At 60.2% G+C, this 19133-nt stretch carries 18 protein-coding genes; 11 read left to right on the top strand and 7 right to left on the bottom strand.

Going from position 1 to position 19133, the window contains the following annotated elements; all coding sequences use genetic code 11:
- Positions 1–23: 23 nt before the first annotated feature.
- On the bottom strand, positions 24–872 hold the full coding sequence (gene purU, locus AC07V0_RS21785; protein ID WP_018926525.1) for a formyltetrahydrofolate deformylase: 849 nt from the start codon (positions 870–872) through the stop codon (positions 24–26).
- A gap of 327 nt (positions 873–1199) precedes the next feature.
- Between purU and mvaT the strand changes: the two genes are divergently transcribed.
- The gene (mvaT, locus tag AC07V0_RS21790) at positions 1200–1577 is read left to right on the top strand and encodes a histone-like nucleoid-structuring protein MvaT (protein ID WP_007933316.1); all 378 of its coding nucleotides are present in this window, start codon (positions 1200–1202) and stop codon (positions 1575–1577) included.
- Between the two features lie 98 nt (positions 1578–1675).
- Here the strand turns inward: mvaT and sbcB are convergent, their stop codons facing one another.
- Entirely contained in the window at positions 1676–3106 is a 1431-nt protein-coding gene (sbcB, locus tag AC07V0_RS21795; RefSeq protein ID WP_086944493.1) for an exodeoxyribonuclease I, read from the bottom strand.
- 183 nt (positions 3107–3289) lie between these two features.
- On the opposite strand from sbcB, the gene AC07V0_RS21800 reads away from it, so the two are divergent.
- The 8 genes from AC07V0_RS21800 to AC07V0_RS21835 all read left to right on the top strand — a co-directional run bounded on the left by AC07V0_RS21800 (position 3290) and on the right by AC07V0_RS21835 (position 11210).
- Positions 3290–4015 carry an RDD family protein gene (locus tag AC07V0_RS21800; protein WP_064616343.1) on the top strand — a complete coding sequence of 242 codons (726 nt, stop codon included), beginning with the start codon at positions 3290–3292 and terminating at the stop codon, positions 4013–4015.
- Positions 4012–4989: a stage II sporulation protein M gene (locus AC07V0_RS21805; protein ID WP_064616342.1), complete on the top strand. Its 978-nt coding sequence runs from the start codon at positions 4012–4014 to the stop codon at positions 4987–4989. Before AC07V0_RS21800 ends, AC07V0_RS21805 begins: the two co-directional genes overlap by 4 nt.
- The gene (locus AC07V0_RS21810) at positions 4976–6520 is read left to right on the top strand and encodes a DUF4129 domain-containing protein (RefSeq protein ID WP_086944492.1); all 1545 of its coding nucleotides are present in this window, start codon (positions 4976–4978) and stop codon (positions 6518–6520) included. The genes AC07V0_RS21805 and AC07V0_RS21810 overlap by 14 nt, the downstream gene beginning before the upstream one ends.
- Entirely contained in the window at positions 6517–7680 is a 1164-nt protein-coding gene (locus AC07V0_RS21815; RefSeq protein WP_064616340.1) for a DUF4350 domain-containing protein, read from the top strand. Before AC07V0_RS21810 ends, AC07V0_RS21815 begins: the two co-directional genes overlap by 4 nt.
- The gene (locus AC07V0_RS21820) at positions 7677–8678 is read left to right on the top strand and encodes an AAA family ATPase (RefSeq protein ID WP_086944491.1); all 1002 of its coding nucleotides are present in this window, start codon (positions 7677–7679) and stop codon (positions 8676–8678) included. The genes AC07V0_RS21815 and AC07V0_RS21820 overlap by 4 nt, the downstream gene beginning before the upstream one ends.
- A 148-nt stretch (positions 8679–8826) precedes the next feature.
- A complete protein-coding gene (locus tag AC07V0_RS21825) occupies positions 8827–10158 on the top strand; it encodes a DUF58 domain-containing protein (protein ID WP_495019924.1) in 1332 nt (443 codons plus the stop codon).
- Between the two features lie 142 nt (positions 10159–10300).
- Entirely contained in the window at positions 10301–10549 is a 249-nt protein-coding gene (locus tag AC07V0_RS21830) for a hypothetical protein (protein WP_064616337.1), read from the top strand.
- A 274-nt stretch (positions 10550–10823) separates the two neighbouring features.
- The gene (locus AC07V0_RS21835; RefSeq protein WP_370741096.1) at positions 10824–11210 is read left to right on the top strand and encodes a DUF6124 family protein; all 387 of its coding nucleotides are present in this window, start codon (positions 10824–10826) and stop codon (positions 11208–11210) included.
- A gap of 53 nt (positions 11211–11263) precedes the next feature.
- On the opposite strand, the gene AC07V0_RS21840 is transcribed toward AC07V0_RS21835, so the two are convergent.
- Positions 11264–11623 carry a PilZ domain-containing protein gene (locus AC07V0_RS21840; protein ID WP_495019925.1) on the bottom strand — a complete coding sequence of 120 codons (360 nt, stop codon included), beginning with the start codon at positions 11621–11623 and terminating at the stop codon, positions 11264–11266.
- A 237-nt stretch (positions 11624–11860) separates the two neighbouring features.
- Complete coding sequence (locus tag AC07V0_RS21845) at positions 11861–12235, bottom strand: tetratricopeptide repeat protein (protein ID WP_018926536.1); 375 nt, start codon at positions 12233–12235, stop codon at positions 11861–11863.
- 173 nt (positions 12236–12408) lie between these two features.
- On the opposite strand from AC07V0_RS21845, the gene pyk reads away from it, so the two are divergent.
- On the top strand, positions 12409–13860 hold the full coding sequence (gene pyk / locus AC07V0_RS21850; RefSeq protein ID WP_018926537.1) for a pyruvate kinase: 1452 nt from the start codon (positions 12409–12411) through the stop codon (positions 13858–13860).
- A 97-nt stretch (positions 13861–13957) separates the two neighbouring features.
- On the opposite strand, the gene AC07V0_RS21855 is transcribed toward pyk, so the two are convergent.
- The 3 genes from AC07V0_RS21855 to AC07V0_RS21865 all read right to left on the bottom strand — a co-directional run bounded on the left by AC07V0_RS21855 (position 13958) and on the right by AC07V0_RS21865 (position 16890).
- Positions 13958–14707 carry an enoyl-CoA hydratase-related protein gene (locus AC07V0_RS21855; RefSeq protein WP_192351694.1) on the bottom strand — a complete coding sequence of 250 codons (750 nt, stop codon included), beginning with the start codon at positions 14705–14707 and terminating at the stop codon, positions 13958–13960.
- Between the two features lie 148 nt (positions 14708–14855).
- Positions 14856–15791: an iron-sulfur-binding ferredoxin reductase gene (locus tag AC07V0_RS21860; RefSeq protein ID WP_495019926.1), complete on the bottom strand. Its 936-nt coding sequence runs from the start codon at positions 15789–15791 to the stop codon at positions 14856–14858.
- The gene (locus AC07V0_RS21865; protein ID WP_064616332.1) at positions 15784–16890 is read right to left on the bottom strand and encodes a GGDEF domain-containing protein; all 1107 of its coding nucleotides are present in this window, start codon (positions 16888–16890) and stop codon (positions 15784–15786) included. The genes AC07V0_RS21860 and AC07V0_RS21865 overlap by 8 nt, the downstream gene beginning before the upstream one ends.
- Positions 16891–17456: 566 nt before the next feature.
- On the opposite strand from AC07V0_RS21865, the gene AC07V0_RS21870 reads away from it, so the two are divergent.
- Entirely contained in the window at positions 17457–18980 is a 1524-nt protein-coding gene (locus AC07V0_RS21870) for a fumarate hydratase (protein WP_007938826.1), read from the top strand.
- Positions 18981–19133 lie beyond the last annotated feature (153 nt).

A 19133-nucleotide genomic window follows, 5' to 3' on the forward strand; every position in this document is an offset into this window, starting at 1 on the left:
TTCGGATTTCAACCGTATGGTTGTCAGAACACGACGGTTTTGTTGCCGTGCACCAACACCCGGTCTTCCAGGTGATAACGCAGACCACGGGCCAGCACCATTTTCTCGACGTCACGACCGAAGCGCACCATGTCTTCAATACTGTCGCTGTGGCTGACACGCACCACGTCCTGCTCGATGATCGGACCGGCGTCCAACTCTTCGGTGACATAGTGGCAAGTGGCACCGATCAACTTCACACCGCGCATCGAAGCCTGATGATACGGCTTGGCGCCGACGAACGACGGCAGGAAGCTATGGTGAATGTTGATGACTTTGTGGGCATATTCGCTGCACAAGTCGGGCGGCAGAATCTGCATGTAACGAGCAAGTACCACCACTTCGGCGTCGTGCTGTTTGACCAGGCGCGAGACTTCGGCGAAGGCCGGTTCCTTGTCCTGCGGGTTGACCGGTACATGGTAGTAAGGAATACCGTGCCACTCGACCATGCTGCGCAAATCGTCATGGTTGGAAATCACGCAGGCGATTTCGCAGTCCAGTTCGTCGCTGTGCCAGCGGTGCAACAAGTCAGCCAGGCAATGGGACTCACGGCTGGCCATCAACACCACGCGCTTCTTCTGCTCGGTGTCGGTGATGCGCCAGTCCATCGAGAACTCTTGGGCAATCGGTGCAAACGCTTCGCGAAAGGCTTCGATACCGAAAGGCAGCGAATCGGCACGAATTTCGTGACGCATGAAGAACCAGCCACTCTGATTGTCCGAGTGATGGCTCGCTTCAGTGATCCAGCCGTTATGTGACGCCAGAAAGTTACTGACTTTAGCAACGATACCGACGCGGTCCGGGCAAGCAATCACCAGCCGAAAAGTGCGCATGAGGGGGAAACTCCAGAACTTCGCAAAGGCCGCCATTCTAGCGATTGCGCAGCAAAACTGCAGTATTGATGACGCGCGGCTGCGGATTGCGGTCATCGGCACAGGTTCCGGCGGTGCCATACGCCAGTGCATGGTGCTCTTGTAGCCAGCCTTCAAGAGGTTAACTGTGAATATTTGTGACGCTATTTAACTGCCTCTCCAATGTGTGTCCTATTCACCGCAACTAATTTAAGTAAAACTTCGGTTAAATGTTTACTTGATGAAACACCCTGACTATTATTGTCGCACTGTCACCCTGTCATCCAGCGCCAACATAAGGTAGTCCTCATGTCCTTGATCAACGAATATCGCGCCACCGAAGAAGCTATCAAAGAGCTGCAAGCCCGTTTGAAGAACCTGTCCCAAGACGACAAACTGCAAACCGAGCTGGAATTCGAAGGCAAATTGCGCACCCTGATGGGCGAATACTCCAAATCCCTGCGTGACATCATTGCCCTATTGGATCCAGAGTCCAAAACCAAGGCTCCACGTGGCGGCGCAGTAAAAACTACTGGCACCAAGCGTGCTCGCAAAGTTAAACAATACAAAAACCCGCACAACGGCGAAGTCATCGAAACCAAAGGTGGCAACCACAAAACTCTGAAAGAGTGGAAAGCCAAGTGGGGCGGTGATGTGGTTGAAGGCTGGGCTACCCTGCTGGGCTAAGCCGCAAGCACGTCGCAGACTGATCCGCGACCAAAAGAACGCCAGCAAATGCTGGCGTTTTTTTATGCCCGGAATTCAATCGCAAGTCATTTTCGTTTTCAAATATTCAAACGTTTGCGTAATGCCTGGACATGAATCTGCCATTCATCCAGAACCTCTTGCTGAAACGATGTAGGACTAATCGTCAATTGGGCGGCAGCTGTCAGAAAACTTTCCAGCGTATTGGGAGCGCCCCACTCCGGCACGGACAAACGCTGCTGACAAAATATTCGCCAGCGTTCTTGCTCTTCCAGGCTCAACGTATCCGGAAAGTTGCGTGCGCGATAACGAAACAATAATTCGGGCAAACGTTCATCATCGAAAGGCCACTGCTCTTGTGCTAATTGCGCAGGGTCGGCGGCTCTGACTTGCTCACATAGACGCCGATCCCGATCGCCGATAAAACCGTCGTATAACTGTTGCTCGGGGTCCAGGCTCGCGGCGAAATCCTCGCGGGCATAAACTCCCGAGACTTTATCTTGCCAAAGTTGTTGTGCGGCACTTAGCCGCAGCGCCCGTTCCTGATAGAGCGCCATGTCCAGCCCCAAACGTTGCTGATCTTCGGGACGAAGTACCGATAACGGCGCCACGACCGGGCACTTGTTGATGTGTATGAGCTTGAGCGGCACGGGCAGTTCGCCTTCGGCCAGATCGTCACGGCGTGTATAAAGCCGCTGACGCAAGGTTTCGGTATCCAGATCGAGCAGCCCCTGAGGGTCCAGGTGCAGGTCACAGACAATCAGCGCGTTGCGATTGCGTGGATGCCAGGCCAGTGGCAGTACCACGCCGACATAATGGCGGGCCGCCGAAAAGCGCCCGGAAATGTGCACCATCGGCTGCAACAGCCGAATCTGGTCCATCACCTTTTGTTTGCTGCGCAACTGAAACAGCCAGTCATACAACTTCGGCTGTTTTTCACGAATCAGACGCGCCAGGGCGATTGTGGCGCGAACATCCGATAGCGCCTCGTGGGCATTTCCGTGATCGATGCCATTGGCGGCGGTCAGGCGTTCGAGCTTGAGCGTCACCCGCCCTTCGTCATCCGTGGGCCAGACGAAGCCATCGGGACGCAACGCATAAGCCGCGCGCACGATGTCGATCAGGTCCCAGCGGCTGTTGCCGCCCTGCCACTCCCGTGCGTAGGGGTCGAAAAAGTTTCGATACAGGCTGTAACGGGTCATCTCGTCGTCGAAACGCAGCGTGTTGTACCCTGCCCCACAAGTGCCGGGCAGGGCGAGCTGGGCATGAACCCGTGTCATGAAATCGGCTTCGCTCAAACCTTGCTCGGCCAGAAGGCCAGGCGTGATACCGGTGATCGCGCAGGCTGCCGGATGCGGCAGGATGTCGTCACTGGGCTGGCAGTAGAGATTAACCGGCTCGTCTATTTCATTGAGATCGAAGTCAGTGCGAATCCCCGCCACTTGCAACGGACGGTCGCAACGGGGGTTGATGCCAGTGGTTTCGTAGTCGTACCAGAAGATCGAGGTCACGGGTTGTTCCTGAACAGAAGACCGGCGAAGTCTAGGCGCACACAGGCTGCCCCGACCAGAATTCTTGTTATTCAATCACCTCTGGCCACGCACCGTGCAATACATAGTTATGTCGTTTTCCCCCGAGAGGCTGCTAGCATCGAACGGACATCGAATCGCAAACCGGCCACAGCAAGGTTGCCCATGCTCGAGACCACAGCACTGCCACGGAAAGCAACGCTGGCCCCGCCACTGGACACGTGGTATCAGGTCGAAACGCCCGAAGGCATCGACTTGCCACTGCGCCCGGCCGGGTTGATGGTCCGTGCGCTGGCGTTCACCATCGACCTGGGCCTGCGCGGGTTGATCCTGGGCCTGCTGTTCATGGTGCTGGCGTTCCTCGGCAAACTCGGCGCGGGGCTTGGCTCGATTTTGCTGTTCGTGGTGAGCTGGTGGTACATGGTGCTGTTCGAGGTGCTCAATCAGGGGCGCTCGCCGGGCAAGCAATGGATGGGATTGCGCGTGGTGCACGACGATGGCACCCCGATCGGCTGGTCCGCGTCCTTGCTGCGCAACCTATTGCGATTTGTCGACATGTTGCCGTTCGGCTACTTCCTCGGGGCGATCAGTTGCCTGCAACATCCCACCTTCAAACGCCTCGGCGACCTGGCCGCCGGCACGCTGGTGATCTACCGCGAACAACCGCTCACCCGACCGCAGTTACCCGATGCCCCGCCGCGCCGTGCCGCTTTCGCGCTGACGCTGACCGAGCAACGCGCCATCCTCGGGTTTGCCGAGCGCCAGGGTGAACTCTCCGAGGCGCGGGCAGGTGAACTCGCCTCGATACTCGCGCAACCGCTGCACGTTTCAGCGCCGCAGGCCGTGGCCGAACTCAACGGCATCGCCCGCGGACTGTTGGGCCCGACATGAAGCAAAGCCTATTCGAAAGCCGCCACAAGACCGAATGGGAGCAGTTTGCACTCATGCTCGAACGGCTGGAACGCGGCAAGGAAACCTCGCGAGTCGCCAGCTTCCCCAGCGACTATCGACGGCTCTGCCAACACCTGGCCCTGGCTCAGGAGCGTGGTTACAGCAGCTTTTTGGTCGACTCGTTACAGCAACAAGTGCTGCGCGGGCATCAACAGCTTTATCGGCATCGCAGTTGGCTGAGGGCCAACGTACTGAGCTTCATCCTTGCCGACTTCCCGCGACTGGTGCGCGAACAATGGCCCTTCGTGCTTGCTGCCAGCCTGATATTTTTTGGCAGCCTGATTGGCATCGGGCTGCTGGTGTATCTGTTCCCGGAACTGGTCTACAACCTGATCCCGGCCGAGCAGGTCAGTGAGATGCAAAGCATGTACGACCCCGTCGCCGGTCATCTGGGGCGCTTGGCAGAACGGGCGGCCAGTGAAGACTGGGAGATGTTCGGTTACTACATCATGCACAACATCGGCATCGCGTTTCAGACCTTCGCCAGCGGTTTGCTGTTTGGCCTGGGCAGCGCGTTTTTCCTGTTCTTCAACGGCTTGATGATCGGTGCGGTGGCCGGGCACCTGACGCACATCGGCTACGGGCAAACCTTCTGGTCATTCGTGATCGGGCACGGCGCCTTCGAACTGAGCGCCATTGCCCTGGCCGGTGCCGCCGGCCTGCAACTGGGCTGGGCGTTGATCGCGCCGGGACGTTTGCCCCGCGCCGAAGCCCTGCGAGTGGCGGCGAGCAAGAGCGTGTTGCTGATTTGCGGGGTCATGCTGTTTTTGTTGATTGCAGCGTTTATAGAAGCCTACTGGTCGTCGCGGACCGGAGTCACGCCGCTGACCAAATACCTGGTCGGCGCAGCGCTCTGGGTGTTGGTCGCGACTTATCTGCTGTTTGCCGGACGGACCCGCCATGCGCCTGAGTGACGCCAGTGCAGTGATTCGCCCACGCACAAACTGGGAAGCCATGGACCTGGGGGTGCTGCTGAGTCAGCGCCATCGACGCCTGTTGATGACCAGTTGGGCGATCGTGACCCTACCGATTTTTACCTTGCTCAGCTTGATGCTGTGGGAGTCGCCCTCCCTCGCCCTGTTCCTGTTCTGGTGGCTCAAACCGGCGTTCGATCGGCTGCCGCTGTACATCCTGTCCAAAGCCATGTTCGGCGAAACACCCACGCTGAAACAGGCCCTGCGCCAATGGCCGCGCCTGCTCCCGCCGCAACTGCTGGCCAGCCTGACCTGGCGCCGCCTGAGCCTGAGCCGCAGCTTTCTGATGCCGGTGGTACAACTCGAAGGCCTGGAGGGCGAAGCACGACAACAGCGTTTACGCGTGCTGTTGCAGCGCAATGCCGGTGCCGCGCAATGGCTGACGATCATCGGCGTGCACCTGGAAACCGCGTTGTGGATCGGCCTGATGGTGCTGTTCTACATGCTCTTGCCGCTGCAGGTCGAACTCGACTGGGGCTGGCAGACCTTGATTGCCGCCGCCACACAAGACTGGCGCTGGCTGGAACACCTGACCAATGCTTTTTACGCCCTGGTGCTGGTGGTCTGGGAACCGATTTATGTCGCCTGTGGTTTCAGCCTTTACCTGAACCGGCGCACACGGCTGGAAGCCTGGGACATCGAACTGGTGTTCCGCCGCTTGCGCCAACGCCTGAGCAGCGCAGTCATCACGCTACTGCTGGCGGCGCTTGTGCTGGTGCCGACGGGGCAAAGCGTCTGGGCCGCCGAACCGGGCATGTCACCGGACAGCCCGCGTCTGCTGGAGCAACCGCTGACCAGTCAGGCATCCCGAGACAGCATCAAGGCCATCCTCGATCAGCCACCGTTCAAGAACAAGGAAACGGTGACCCGCTATCGGTTCGGCGAAGACAAGCCCGCCGACGACACTGCGCACGGTGGTCAAACACCCGCCTGGCTGAAAGCGCTGTTCAGTTTGCTCGACAGCCAACGTTTCGGCGCATTGGCCAACCTGATCGAGGTGTTGCTGTGGGGCGCGGTGATCGGCGCCATTGGCCTGTTGATCTGGCGTTACCGCGACTGGTTGCAGGCGTTCGTCAGCCGCCGGCCAGCGCTCAACCGAAAAGTGACGCGACCATTGCCGCAGCAGGCGTTCGGCCTGGACCTCAACCGCGAAACCCTGCCCGCCGATATTGCGGCCAGCGCCGAAAGTCTCTGGCAAACCAACCCGCGTGAAGCCCTTGGCTTGCTCTATCGCGCCTTGCTCAGCCACTTGCTGAACGACTTCGACATGACGCTCAAGCCCGCCGACACCGAAGGCGAAGTGCTTCAGCGCGTTGAACATTTGAAGCAACCGGCGTTGCTGGCCTTCAGCAAAAACCTGACTGCACACTGGCAGAACATGGCCTACGGGCATCGCCTGCCACCGGCGCATTTGCAACAGGAACTGTGTGACGGCTGGCGCGCATTGTTCGGCCCCGGAGCGGTCCGTTGAATCGCAGGGCATGGCTGGCGGTCGGCGTGTTCATCGTCGTGCTCTTGGGTGCGCTGAGTGTTTACCTGTATTTCAAGGCCACACCCTATCAGGTACAAATCGAACACGGCCCGTCCCCTGAAGCCCAGGCCAATCCCTACCTGGCCGCCGAGCATTTTCTGCGCAAACAGGGCCTGACCGTCAGCCACGCCAACAGCCTCGACATCCTGCCGACCCTCGAACCGCGTCAGCACAGCCTGTTGTTGCTCGGCGACCGCTCGAACATGTCGCCGCGCCAGGTGGATCAGGTGTTGAACTGGACCCGGGCCGGTGGGCGCCTGGTATTCGTCGCCGAAGCCCTGTGGGATGAAAAGACCGGCCAAAGCAATGACCTGCTGCTCGACCGGGTGCAGTTGCACCAGTTCCTGAGCAAAGACCTCAAGGACTCGCCTCCCGATCTGCGCGATGATCCCTACCCCAAACTGACCAAGCTCTATCTGGAAAACGAAGAGGCGCCGGCCTACTTCAGCTTCGATACCGCGTTCCACCTCGACGACCCGAAAAACCTCGCCCAGGCCTGGGCCAACAGTGGCAAGGCCACGCACATGATGCAGCTGAGCCACGGGCTGGGTTCGATCACCGTGGTCACCGATGCCGACCTCTGGAAAACCCCGGCCATCAACCAGTACGACAACGCCTGGCTGCTGTGGTACCTGACGGCCGACACCGATGTGACCCTGCTGTTCAATACCGAGCACGACAGTCTGCTGACCTTGTTGTGGCGTTACTTTCCCCAAGCCCTGGTGGCCCTGATCGCCTTGATCGCTTTGGGTTTCTGGCACGTTGGCGTGCGCAGCGGCCCGTTGCTGGAGCCGGCCCCAAGGGCGCGTCGGCATCTTCAGGAACACCTGCGCGCAAGCGCCGATTTCATGCTGCGCCGCAGCGGTCAGCACAGCCTGTTGCACGCCTTGCAGCAAGACATCCTGCGTCGTGTCCGCCACCGTCATCCCGGTTTTGAACAACTCGGCGTCGCCGAACAATGGCTGGTGCTCGCACGCCTGACCGGCCACCCCACACGCGCCATCAGCCAGGCCATGAGCCCGCGACCGAAACAGCGGCTGTCCAGCGCTGAATTCAGCCGTCAGGTCGCCCACCTGCAAACCTTGAGGAACGCCTTATGAGTGAACAGATCGAGCCCGGCACCCAGACCCACGCCGCCCAGCAGCGCCAGCGCGCAGGCCAGTTGGCCCAGGCGATAAGAACGGAGTTGCAAAAAGCGGTGATTGGCCAGAACACCGTGATCGACGATGTGCTCACCGCCCTGATCGCCGGCGGCCATGTGCTGCTCGAAGGCGTGCCGGGGTTGGGCAAGACGTTGCTGGTGCGCGCCCTCGCCCGTTGCTTCGGTGGCGAATACGCCCGCATCCAGTTCACCCCGGACCTGATGCCCAGCGACGTCACCGGGCATGCGGTGTACGACCTGCAAACCGAGCAATTCAAACTGCGCAAAGGCCCGTTGTTCACCAACCTGCTGCTGGCCGATGAAATCAACCGCGCCCCGGCAAAAACCCAGGCCGCGTTGCTCGAAGCCATGCAGGAACGCCAGGTCACCCTCGAAGGCCGCGCCCTGCCCATCGTGCAACCGTTCATGGTGCTCGCCACCCAGAACCCGATCGAGCAGGAAGGCACCTACCCACTGCCGGAAGCCGAGCTCGACCGCTTCATGCTCAAGGTGCGCATGGACTACCCCGAGGCCGATCAGGAATTGGACATGGTGCGTCAGGTCAGCCGCTCGACCCGCGCCGACATGCTCGATGTACAACCGCTGCGCACCGTGTTGCAAGCCAAGGACGTGCTGGCCTTGCAGCGCATTGCCAGTGACCTGCCGCTGGACGATCAGGTGCTCGATTACGCCGTGCGCCTGGCCCGCACCACCCGCACCTGGCCAGGTTTGACCCTCGGCGCCGGGCCTCGCGCCTCCATCGCCCTGGCACGTTGCGCCCGCGCCCGCGCCTTGTTGCGAGGAGGCGAGTTCGTGATTCCCGACGACATCAAAGGTTGCGCCCTGGCGGTACTGCGTCACCGCGTGCGGATTGCCCCGGAGCTGGACATCGAAGGGCTGGACGTCGATCAGGTGCTCAAGCAACTGCTCGACCAAGTGCCGGCGCCACGCCTGTGAACATGGCCATCCGGACCACCCCTGTGGCGAGGGAGCTTGCTCCCGCTGGGCTGCGAAGCGGCCCCAACATTTCTGATAGGGCGAAGAACTTGCCAGCGCTGCGCACTGGAGCGGGAGCAAGCTACCTCGCCACAGGAACTGTGTGCCGATGAAACCATCCCGGCTTCTACTGGCCTGGCTTGCGGCCTTGCTAGCCATCGGCATCGTGCTGGGCGCCTTACGGGCGCTGGACATCGCCGTTCCATCTAGCCTTTTATCGATCAACTGGGGATTACTGCTGGCCCTGCTGGCCCTGACGATACTCGACGCCATTCGCCTCAAGCGTTTGCCCTCACCGCGCCTCCAGCGACAAATGCCTGGCAGCCTGGCACTCGGTCGATGGAGCGAAGTGCGACTGGAGGTCGAGCATGATTTTACCCAGCCACTGAACATTCAGATCTTCGACCACGTACCCGACGGCCTGAGCTTCGAAAACCTGCCCCTGTCGGTCGAACTGCAACCCGGCCAACAGAGCCAGATCAGCTACCGCCTGCGCCCGCTCATGCGCGGCCATTTCAGCTTCGAATACTGCGAAATCAACCTGCCGAGCCCCATGGGTTTGTGGTCCGACAAACGCCTGCTCAACATACCCGACACCACCCGCGTCTACCCCGACTTCGCCCGCCTCTACGGCGGCCAGTTGCTGGCGGTAGACAACTGGCTCAGCCAACTCGGCGTACGCCAGCGCCAACGTCGCGGCCTGGGCCTGGAATTCCATCAACTGCGCGAATTCCGCGAAGGCGACAGCCTGCGCCAGATCGACTGGAAAGCCACCGCCCGCCAACGCACCCCCATCGCCCGCGAGTACCAGGACGAGCGCGACCAGCAAATCATCTTCATGCTCGATTGCGGCCGTCGCATGCGCAGCCAGGACGGCGAGCTCGCGCATTTCGATCACGCTCTCAATGCCTGCCTGCTGCTCAGCTACATCGCGTTGCGCCAGGGCGACGCGGTGGGCTTGAGCACCTTCGCCAGCAACCATCCGCACTACCTTGCCCCGGTCAAGGGCACAGGCCAGCTCAATGTGTTGCTCAACACCGTCTACGACCTCGACAGCACCCAACGCCCGGCCGACTACCAGGCTGCCGCCACACAGCTACTGGCCCGACAAAAACGCCGGGCACTGGTAGTGCTGGTGACCAACCTGAGGGATGAAGACGACGAAGAGCTGCTGACTGCGGTCAAACGCCTGAGCAAACTGCATCGGGTGTTGGTGGCGAGCCTGCGTGAAGACTTGCTCGACAATCTACGGCACGCCCCGGTGCAGACCTTGCCTGAAGCGCTGGCCTATTGCGGGACGGTGGATTATTTGAATGACCGGGCGCAGCTCCATGAGCGGTTGAGTGCTCATGGAGTGCCGGTGGTGGATGCTCGGCCCCAAGAGTTGGGGGCCGAGTTGGTGACGGCGTACTTGGGGTGGAAAAAAGCTGGAACGATGTAACGTCGAATCGTATATAAAATCGTCATATCACGATGCCGACATGGATATGACGTGCGAGCACGTACTACAAGCCCTCAATCCGGGTACTTACGAAAACCAGTCCCACTCAACAACCTGAAAGCTCTATCGCAAGGAATCCATCATGGACGAGACAAAACTATTTGCTTCAGTGCTAACGCAGATCAATGAGAACCAACTGGCTTTGGGGGCCGCTATAGAAGAACTATCGAATTGGATAGCGCAACGAGGTGCTACCGAAATAGCGGATAACATCCGATGTGCATTGCAAGCGATAGATCGAAACCAAGAATTCATCTCTTTGGCACTTATTTCTATCTCCACCGATTTTAAAGAATCACAAGCTCCAAAAAAGCATGACCCTAATGACTAGCTAACCATCAAGAGTCGTAATTCTCCTCGGCTGTTACCCGATGCTCCTCATCGGGTAACAACTGACGTTCATGGTCAGTAATATGCTTGTTGTCCTCCTCCCGACTTCTCGAATAGCAGCGCTAACGGCTACAGAATGAAGCGCATCTGCCTACAAGTGTCAGCGACCCAGGCTGATTGTGGGTGGTGTCCGTCCCAACATAAGGTTCTCCTTCCCTCGCTGCCGTCCATTCGTCTACCTCCGAATCGGCGGTAGCTCCAACAAGGAGTTAACCGTGTCAATGCCTCGACCCAATTCACTCAATACCATCCCGCGTTCCCCCTACGGAACCCTCGACTCAAGAAAACTCCAAGACGCTGCCAACAGGGCTCTAGATCACTATCTCAAACAGGAAAACACTGAGCCGCGTTTTGCCAACGAACGCCCCACCGAGGAACGATCCATGAAAATGTTCACCGTTGTCCCCGATGCCAATCCCGAAGCCTTGACCATCGAGACCTACGAAACCTTTTCGACGGTCAGCATTCTGCTACTCGACCTGGCGGAAAGCCTGGACGACAAGCCGCGGCATCTGGCCATGGCAATTTACCGGATGAGTGAGTTGGGGCTGATGCTGGTGGAACGGTCGCTGGATAACGAGAAGGCGATTAAAACGACGTAGCGACGAATCCCAGTAGCAGCAGGCTGCGCCAGCTGCTACTGGTTGCGGATTTGTCAGGCTGAAGCAGGCAATGGCTGAAAGCTGAAATACTGCGTCAACGCCTCCACCAATTGCCCGTACTCCGGCGGTGCCCGTTGCAGGCTGAACCCGGCGTCGTAATGATGGGGCGTGACGTCTTCATGGCACCACAGACAACACGCCTTCAGGTCAATGATCTGCTGGCAGCCGTCGCTGGCGGGGATTTTCAATCGCAGGTCAAAGTCGACGCCCACCATCATCGGCAACTGGCTGATGAGCATCAGCCCGTCGCTGGACAAGTTGCCCAGAAAGCCGATGGGTTTGTCGGTGACGCTGTTGAACACTTTCAGAAAACACGGCAGTTGATGCCGCTCGATCCGGCGGTCGGTAAACATGCGCAAATGGCCCAGCAAGGCCCTTAAGCAGGGCCGCACTAATGCTTCGGAACGTGCCGGCTGCTTGATAAGCCTGGGCGCGCTCTCCCCGATCCTGGTGCGTCAGTCCTTACAACGCTGACGCTTACTGCTGCCGATCACAGGTATCACCCCGGTTTAGAGGCAAGGCTCTAAAACCGATCCATTCGACTATAGCTCACCACCGCCGGGCCGCCAGCCGTTGCATGACAGTGGCCATCAGAACTGCGTCGGGCGCACGGCCGCCGCGCTGCGCGCTGGGTAATGGCCCAGGCTCTGCAAGGTTTCCAGACGGGCACGGGCGCGATAGGCATATTCGCTTTGCGGGTACGAGGCAATGATGAACTGATAAGTCTGCGCCGCATCGATGAACAGCTTCTGCCGTTCCAGGCACTGGCCGCGCATCATCGACACTTCCGGCTGTACGTAGCGGCGGGAACGACTTTCACGATCGACCTTGGACAGTTCGAGCATCACCTGTTCGCAGTTGCCGCGTTCGTAGGCGCTGTAGGCATTGTTCAAATGATGGTCCATCGACCAATGGGTGCAGCCCGCAGCACTGAGGGCAAGGACGGCAATGAGCACGAATCGCATAAGGGGATCTCCTGTCTTGCGCTCTGTATCGACCCGTCGTCGGAAATCTTCAGGATGGCGTGCTGCAAAGTTGTCACGTTCAATAAAGAAAGCAATAAGTAGTGCAAACGAACAATGACTACACCCAAAGACCATAGTAGCCTCTGCTAGCGCTTGAACTCAGGAGTCTTTGCATGTCCGTTCGTCGTACCAAAATCGTCGCTACCCTTGGCCCGGCCAGTAACTCGCCGGAAGTTCTCGAACAGCTGATTCTGGCTGGCCTGGACGTCGCCCGCCTGAACTTCTCCCACGGCACCCCCGACGAGCACAAGGCTCGCGCGAAGCTGGTGCGTGACCTCGCTGCCAAGCACGGCCGCTTCGTCGCCCTGCTGGGTGACCTGCAAGGCCCGAAAATCCGTATCGCCAAATTCGCCAACAAGCGGATCGAGCTGAAGATCGGTGATCAATTCACCTTCTCCACCAGCCATCCGCTGACCGAAGGCAACCAGCAAGTGGTCGGCATCGACTACCCGGACCTGGTGAAAGACTGCGGCGTGGGCGACGAGCTGCTGCTCGACGACGGCCGCGTGGTGATGCGCGTCGATACCGCCACCGCCACCGAACTGAACTGCACCGTGACCATCGGCGGCCCGCTGTCGGACCATAAAGGCATCAACCGTCGCGGCGGTGGCCTGACGGCACCGGCCCTGACCGAGAAAGACAAGGCCGACATCAAGCTCGCCGCCGAAATGGAAGTCGACTACCTCGCCGTGTCCTTCCCCCGTGACGCCGCCGACATGGAATACGCCCGTCAACTGCGCGACGAAGCCGGCGGTACTGCCTGGCTGGTGGCGAAGATCGAACGCGCCGAAGCCGTGGCCGACGACGAAACCCTCGACGGCCTGATCAAGGCCTCCGACGCGGTGATGGTGGCCCGTGGTGACCTGGGTGTGGAAATCGGCGACGCTGAGCTGGTGGGCATTCAGAAGAAAATCATTCTGCACGCACGTCGCCACAACAAGGCCGTGATCGTCGCGACCCAGATGATGGAGTCGATGATCCAGAACCCGATGCCGACCCGCGCCGAAGTGTCCGACGTAGCCAACGCCGTGCTCGACTACACCGACGCCGTGATGCTCTCGGCTGAAAGTGCTGCTGGCCTGTACCCGCTGGAAGCGGTGCAAGCCATGGCGCGCATCTGCATCGGCGCTGAAAAGCACCCGACCAGCAAGACCTCCAGCCACCGCATCGGCAAGGAATTCGAGCGCTGCGACGAGAGCATCGCGCTGGCAACCATGTACACCGCCAACCACTTCCCAGGCGTGAAAGCGATCATCGCGCTGACCGAAAGCGGCTACACCCCGCTGATCATGTCGCGTATCCGCTCGTCGGTGCCGATTTACGCGTTCACCCCGCACCGCGAAGCCCAGGCCCGCGCAGCGATGTTCCGTGGCGTGTACACCGTTCCGTTCGACCCGGCCTCGCTGGCACCGAACGAAGTCAGCCAGAAAGCCATCGACGAGCTGGTCAAGCGCGGCGTCGTGCAGAAAGGTGACTGGGTGATCCTGACCAAGGGCGACAGCTACCACACCACCGGCGGTACCAACGGCATGAAGATCCTGCACGTGGGCGACCCGCAGGTCTGAGTGACCGATTGCTGAAAAACAAAAGCCCCGCCATGTGAATGGCGGGGCTTTTTTCGTCTGTGGTGATCGTTCCCACGCAGAGCGTGGGAACGATCGGTTAGTGTTTGCTGATAAACGCTGACAACGCCGCCATCGCTTCCGGCGAGCGCAACCGCTGGGTGAACAACGCGCCCTCTTCTTCTATGACCTGGCGCAGCTGTTCCCGGTCCGGCGCTTTCATCAATTGCTTGCTGATGCGCACCGCTTCCGGTGGCAATGACTCGAACCGCAACGCCATCTCCCGCGCCTTGGCCAACGCCGCCTCGCCACTGCCCAAGGCCTCAGTCGCAATGCCCCACGCCGCAGCCTGTTCACCGCTGAACCCTTCACCCAACAGCAACAACTCCGCCGCTTTGGCCTGCCCAAGCAAGCGCGGCAGGATCAGGCTGGAGCCGAACTCCGGGCATAACCCCAGATTGACGAATGGCATGCGCAACCTCGCAGCCGCACTGACATAAACCAGATCGCAATGCAGCAGCATCGTCGTGCCGATCCCCACCGCCGCGCCGGCTACCGCAGCGATCACTGGCTTGCGGCAATCAAGAAGGCCGAGCATGAAGTGGAACACCGGGCTGTCGAGGTTGCCCGGCGGTTGCTGGATGAAGTCGGCGATGTCGTTGCCAGCTGTGAAGCACTCGGAGCTGCCGGTGATCAGCACGGCGTTGATGTCGGGATCGCTGTCGGCAAGCCGCAAGCCCTCCGCCAGTTGACTGTACATGGCGCGGGTCAGGGCGTTTTTCTTTTCCGGGCGGTTGAGGCGCAGGGTCAGTAAACCGCGCTCACGTTCAAACTGGATGGCGTCGGGCATGGCGTGTCCTGATCTGAGAGGATCAACTGTGGCGAGGGAGCTTGCTCCCGCTTGACCGGGCTGGCGCTCCAGTGCGCAGCGCTCACAAACTTTTGGGGCCGCTTCGCAGCCCCACGGGGGCGAGCCCCCTCGCCACAGCAATCAGCGCTCAACCATGGGGGACAAAGACATCCGCCAGCAGTTGATTGCGCGGCAAACCCGCCAGGTACAGGCGCCGGGCAAAGACGTCGACGCTGTCGGGTGCTCCGCAGACTAAGGCCAGGGTTTGCCGGGAAACAAGGCGCAGTTGCGCCAAAGCCGCGGGCAACTCGGCCGCCGTCCACAGCTCGACATTAAGGTTTTCACGGCCCTCGGCCATGGCTTGCAGGGGTTTGGCCAGATAATGCTCACTGGCATCATGGGCCAGATGAATGACGCGGATGGTGCCTTGGTGATGCTGACGCAACGCTTCGCGCAAGATGCCGAACAACGGCCCCAGACCGGTGCCAGCCGCCAGCAACCACAGCGGTCGGGTGTGCCAGTCCGGATCGTAATGCAGCGCCCCGGCGCGCAACTCGCCGAGGCGGATCGGATCGCCGATTCTCAAGCGACGCGCCGCGTCACTGAACTCCCCCGGTTGACGGCAATCGAGGTGGAATTCCAGAAAGCGGTCTTCTTCCGGCAGGCTGGCCAGGGAATATGGCCGCGCCACCTGCCCCGCCCACAACACCAGATGCTGCCCCGCCTGATAGCGCAACGGGCGCTCGCTGGTCAGGCGCAAGCGCAATACGCTGGCGCTCAGCCAATCGCTGGCGACCACTTGCGCGGCAAGACCATCGCGCAACGGGTCAAAGGTTTCGACTTGCAGATCGTCAACCACCTGGCACTGACAGGCCAACCGCCAACCCTGTTGGCGCTGTTCATTGCTCAAGGCATCGGGACGGCTGTCGCTGGGCAGGCCCTCGACACATTTGACCAGGCACGCGTGGCAACTGCCGGCGCGGCAGCTATAGGGCACCGGCACGCCGTTTTGATTGAGGGCATCGAGCAGGTTACTGCCTACCGCCACTGCCCATTGGCGTTCGCCGACCCGTAACTCAGGCATCGACATTCTCCCAGGCGGCCGCGCAACGGTTACGGCCGTCACGCTTGGCGCGGTACAGCGCCTGATCGGCGCGGTGCAAGGCGTGATCCAGATCGTGGCCCAGTTCCAACAAGGTCATGCCCGCCGACAGGCTGAGATGGGCGATCTCCAGGCCGACCAATTCGACATCCATGAAGGCTATGCGCAAGCGCTCGCAACAGGCCGTCAGGCGCTCGGCATCGCAATCGGGCAACAGCACCACGAATTCTTCACCGCCGTAACGGGCCAGAATATCGCCATCGCGCAGGCAGGCCGTGGCCACTCCGGCGAACGCTTGCAGCACCTGATCACCGGCGGCGTGGCCGTGAACATCGTTGATGCGTTTGAAGTGGTCGAGGTCGATCAGCGCCAGGCCATGCACCACACCGACTTCCATGGCGTTCAGCTCGCGGGAGGCCAGGCGCAGGAAATGCCGGCGATTGAACAGCCCGGTGAGTTCGTCGGTCGCCACCAGGCCTTCGAGCTGGCGCATCATCCCGCGCAGGGTGTCCTGATGCGCCTGCAAGGCGAACCGCCGCTGCCGCATACGCTGGCGCGACACCTGGACGTAACGGGCATAAAGCACCAGCCAGCCGAGCACCACAAACAGCACGCACACCTGCAACAGGGACTGCGTCGGGTCGTGCAGCTCGAAGTGGTAGAGCTCCCATAACGTGATGGCGCTGAAACTGAAAAACACCAGCAACGCGCAACGCACAAAAGCAATACGCGACAGATGAAACAGCCCGAACAACAGGATCAGCAGGTAAAACACCAGAAACGCACCGCGCGCCTCGTCCAGATGGGCGATCAGCCAGGATTGCCAACTCAGCCCCAGCAGAATTTGCACTTCGGTCAGGCTGGGGTCGGAACACCGCAGGTTCGTGCCGCTGTAAAACACCGCGAACAACACGGCCTGACTGAACACCGTCAACACGCTGCCGATCACCATGCCAGCAAGGGAGTCGTTGTAATGGCCGGTGAAAAACGCCAGCCACACCAGCAGCAAGGCCAGGGCATAAGTGCCGGCCGCAAGGGCAAAGCGTTTGAGCAAAAGCCGCTGGATGGCGTTATGGGTCAATCGTTGATTCACCGTGCGAAAGGAGGCTGTCAGAGTGTCCTACTCTACAGGCCGGATGCCACTTTAGTGGCGAGTCTGATAAATGACCATTCAATTTTTGTGGCGAAAATCTGGCGTCAAACCCATGACCCGCTTCCTGTGAGTCGAGCCTTGCTGCATTCCAGGTAGCAGCTGCCGAAGACTGCGTTCGCTGTAGCAGCTGTCGAGCTTGCGAGGCTGCGTTCGGCTGCGAAGCAGTCGTGAATCCGGCTGACACGGTCTGCCTGACATACCGCAAATCTCTGATATTGCGACTGCTTCGCAGCCGAACGAAGCCTTCGGCAGCTGCTACAGGTTCGCGTTGTGCGGCTATATCAGGATTCGTGGCGATCCGCACCGGCGATGTATGCGACCAACGTTTGACTGTCAACAGATGTACCCGCCTTTGATGCGCGGTATACTGCCGCGCCTTTTTAGCGTCGCGCCAGCATGCCCGGCGTGCCTTGAAAGGTGTCTGCGACCGACCGATGCACCCAAGCCGCAGGCACCTTATTGAATGTTCCCGTCTTTTAGAGGAGCGCGACTCGATGACCGTGATCAAGCAAGACGACCTGATTCAGAGCGTTGCTGACGCCCTGCAATTCATTTCTTACTACCACCCCGTGGATTTCATCCAGGCGATGCACGAGGCCTACCTGCGTGAAGAATCGCCGGCAGCCCGCGATTCCATCGCGCAAATCCTGATCAACTCGCGCATGTGCGCCACCGGCCACCGCCCGATCTGCCAGGACACCGGCATCGTCACCGTGTTCGTGCGCGTAGGCATGGACGTACGTTGGGATGGCGCCACCATGGGCCTGGACGACATGATCAACGAAGGCGTGCGCCGGGCTTACAACCTGCCGGAAAACGTCCTGCGTGCCTCGATCCTCGCCGACCCGGCGGGCGCTCGTAAAAACACCAAGGACAACACCCCGGCCGTTATCCACTACTCCATCGTTCCGGGTAACACCGTGGAAGTGGACGTGGCGGCCAAGGGCGGCGGTTCCGAGAACAAGTCGAAAATGGCCATGCTCAACCCGTCCGACTCGATCGTCGACTGGGTTTTGAAAACCGTTCCGACCATGGGCGCCGGCTGGTGCCCACCGGGCATGCTCGGCATCGGCATCGGCGGCACCGCCGAGAAAGCCGCCGTGATGGCCAAGGAAGTGTTGATGGAATCCATCGACATTCACGAGCTTAAAGCACGCGGCCCGCAGAACCGTATCGAAGAGATGCGCCTGGAGCTGTTCGAGAAGGTCAACCAACTGGGCATCGGTGCCCAGGGCCTGGGCGGTCTGACCACCGTGCTCGACGTGAAGATCATGGATTACCCGACCCACGCCGCCTCCCTGCCGGTGTGCATGATCCCGAACTGCGCCGCCACCCGTCACGCGCACTTCGTGCTCGACGGTTCCGGCCCGGCCTCGCTGGAAGCGCCACCGCTGGACGCCTACCCGGAAATCGTCTGGGAAGCCGGCCCGTCGGCCCGTCGCGTCAACCTCGACACCCTGACGCCGGAAGAAGTGCAGAGCTGGAAGCCGGGCGAAACCGTCCTGCTCAACGGCAAGATGCTCACCGGTCGCGACGCCGCGCACAAGCGCATGGTCGAGATGCTGAACAAGGGTGAAACCCTGCCGGTGGACCTGAAAGGTCGCTTCATCTACTACGTCGGCCCGGTTGATCCGGTGCGCGAAGAAGTGGTTGGCCCGGCTGGCCCGACTACCGCTACGCGGATGGACAAGTTCACCCGTCAGATCCTCGAGCAAACCGGCCTGTTGGGCATGATCGGCAAATCCGAGCGCGGCCCGACCGCAATCGAAGCGATCAAGGACCACAAAGCCGTTTACCTGATGGCAGTCGGCGGCGCGGCTTATCTGGTGGCGCAAGCGATCAAGAAATCCCGCGTGGTGGCGTTCGCCGAACTGGGGATGGAAGCGATCTACGAGTTCGACGTGAAAGACATGCCGGTCACCGTTGCGGTGGACAGCAAGGGTGAGTCGGTACACATCACTGGCCCTGCGATCTGGCAGCAGAAGATCAGCGAAAGCCTGGCGGTGGAAGTGCAGTAAGCGCTTCAGTCTGCCCGTACGGCCGGCTCATCGTTATGGATGACCCGGCCGTTTTTTTTATCCAGTGTCCAAACCGTTCGCGATAGAAAAACCTGGTACTTTGGCAACTCTCAAGCCTGTCAGTCGCCCGAACGATCGGTGAGTGCGCGAACA

This window comes from Pseudomonas sp. GW821-FHT01E10 (genome assembly GCF_059422365.1).

What these genes read in the sequence shown, in the direction of transcription:
- purU (WP_018926525.1), bottom strand. Translation starts at nt 872, where the DNA reads ATGCGCACTTTTCGGCTGGTGATTGCTTGCCCGGACCGCGTCGGTATC.
- mvaT (WP_007933316.1), top strand. Translation starts at nt 1,200, where the DNA reads ATGTCCTTGATCAACGAATATCGCGCCACCGAAGAAGCTATCAAAGAG.
- AC07V0_RS21800 (WP_064616343.1), top strand. Translation starts at nt 3,290, where the DNA reads ATGCTCGAGACCACAGCACTGCCACGGAAAGCAACGCTGGCCCCGCCA.
- AC07V0_RS21805 (WP_064616342.1), top strand. Translation starts at nt 4,012, where the DNA reads ATGAAGCAAAGCCTATTCGAAAGCCGCCACAAGACCGAATGGGAGCAG.
- AC07V0_RS21810 (WP_086944492.1), top strand. Translation starts at nt 4,976, where the DNA reads ATGCGCCTGAGTGACGCCAGTGCAGTGATTCGCCCACGCACAAACTGG.
- AC07V0_RS21820 (WP_086944491.1), top strand. Translation starts at nt 7,677, where the DNA reads ATGAGTGAACAGATCGAGCCCGGCACCCAGACCCACGCCGCCCAGCAG.
- AC07V0_RS21825 (WP_495019924.1), top strand. Translation starts at nt 8,827, where the DNA reads ATGAAACCATCCCGGCTTCTACTGGCCTGGCTTGCGGCCTTGCTAGCC.
- AC07V0_RS21830 (WP_064616337.1), top strand. Translation starts at nt 10,301, where the DNA reads ATGGACGAGACAAAACTATTTGCTTCAGTGCTAACGCAGATCAATGAG.
- AC07V0_RS21840 (WP_495019925.1), bottom strand. Translation starts at nt 11,623, where the DNA reads ATGTTTACCGACCGCCGGATCGAGCGGCATCAACTGCCGTGTTTTCTG.
- AC07V0_RS21845 (WP_018926536.1), bottom strand. Translation starts at nt 12,235, where the DNA reads ATGCGATTCGTGCTCATTGCCGTCCTTGCCCTCAGTGCTGCGGGCTGC.
- pyk (WP_018926537.1), top strand. Translation starts at nt 12,409, where the DNA reads ATGTCCGTTCGTCGTACCAAAATCGTCGCTACCCTTGGCCCGGCCAGT.
- AC07V0_RS21855 (WP_192351694.1), bottom strand. Translation starts at nt 14,707, where the DNA reads ATGCCCGACGCCATCCAGTTTGAACGTGAGCGCGGTTTACTGACCCTG.
- AC07V0_RS21860 (WP_495019926.1), bottom strand. Translation starts at nt 15,791, where the DNA reads ATGCCTGAGTTACGGGTCGGCGAACGCCAATGGGCAGTGGCGGTAGGC.
- AC07V0_RS21870 (WP_007938826.1), top strand. Translation starts at nt 17,457, where the DNA reads ATGACCGTGATCAAGCAAGACGACCTGATTCAGAGCGTTGCTGACGCC.